This window comes from Methylicorpusculum sp., assembly GCF_030651835.1.
GTDB lineage: Bacteria > Pseudomonadota > Gammaproteobacteria > Methylococcales > Methylomonadaceae > Methylicorpusculum.
Genome location: NZ_JAUSBX010000041.1, coordinates 1 through 1,458, shown reverse-complemented (window position 1 = coordinate 1,458; position 1,458 = coordinate 1). Strand labels below are relative to the sequence as shown.

At 52.6% G+C, this 1,458-nt stretch carries 1 protein-coding gene; it reads right to left on the bottom strand.

The genetic code is table 11. The features are described 5' to 3' along the window. Positions 1 to 149: 149 nt before the first annotated feature. A partial coding sequence (locus tag Q7V32_RS05175) for an IS1182 family transposase (protein WP_304895916.1) occupies positions 150 to 1,458 on the bottom strand: 1,309 nt, incomplete at its 5' end.

Sequence of the window (1,458 nt, the reverse complement as noted above, 5' to 3'; positions counted from 1 at the left end):
CTAGGAGCCTGTCCGAGAATAGCATAGAGAGAAGGATTATTTTTTCGAAAAAGCATTAGAATATTCGAATATTTATATGTTATGCCGGAGTTTTGTAACTTTTTACGTATAAACTGGCCTCTTATCTTGCTAATCCCCCTTATTTTTGTCTATGTGGCGGGATTTAATGCCCATTTCCCAAAATTTGGACGCACCAATCCCTTACCCATCGCTTTGACCATTTTTTTAAGGTTGTGTGTGGCGCAGACCAGCGAGAATTCGCCAGCGACTTTGTCTTTGCCTCTGACACTGAAGCCCCGGAAACCGCTGTTCTTGATCTGCCCGAAGACCGGTTCGACAATGACTTTGCGTTGCCGGTAAACGGCCTTCGCAGCCGGTTGCCGCATTTTTTCGCGCATCTGTTGCCGCAATGGCTCTTGGGCGTCGGAGCTCAGCGTCCGTGCTTCGCCCTTTTGAGACTGACAGCAGCGTTTGAAGTAAGGGCATTCAACGCAGACCGAGGCTTGGCCTTGATAGACCTTCTCGCCTTCGGCGTTATGCCGAACCACGGTAAGGGTTTGTTCGCCAGGACAGGTATAGGTGTCGTTCGTCTCATGATAGGTGAAGTCGGCCTTGGCCAGTTTCCGCTCGGATGCGGCCAAGGAGCTCAACGGCGTGGTTTCGCCTTTCCCGGGCGCCAGGTAAGCATCGACACCCTGTTGCGCGAAGGCCTCTAAATTATTGCCGGAGAAATAGCCGTTATCGGCACTCAACTGATCGGGCAGACGCCCCGTGCTGTCTTGGAGCGCGGTTAAGGCCGGTTCGACCTCTTGCATGTCGTTGGCATTGAGACTCAGGTGTTGGGCAACAATAATTTGCTGGTCAGCATCGACGCTGATTTGGCCATTGTAGCGGTAGTTAAAGTCACCCTTTTTGCCCATGATCCGGGCATCGGTATCGGCAAAGCTGATTTGTTTTTTGCCATCGATCGGCTGGTCCGGATTGAGCTCGGCTTCCCGGGCTTCGAGCGCTTGTTTGGCAGCTTTGATTTTGCTCAGCCGGCCTTGTTTGAACTGTAAGTCGGCCGGTAGTTCATAACCGGTTTGGCCGTGGTAGCGCTGATCTTCTTCCTGGTCGCAGCGCGCCGCTTGGGCGATCAGCGCCTCAATCTCGTCGGTTAACTGGCGTTCCTGTTCTTTGAGGTGCTGATAGCTCATCGCTTTGTGCTTGGACGTATTCGCTTTGAATTTCGTGCCGTCCAAACTGATGTGACCCAACGAGGCCAGCTTTAACGCCAAGGCTAATTGGACGGTCTGCTTGAAGCAGGTTTGAAAGAACGCGGCATGGTCTTTACGAAAGTCACTCAAGACCCGAAAGTTCGGACAGTGCTTTTGCGCGATGAACATGAACGACAAGTCCTCGCGGCAGCGCCGCTCGATTTGCCGGGAACTGAATACGCCTCGACTGTAGGCGTCACGG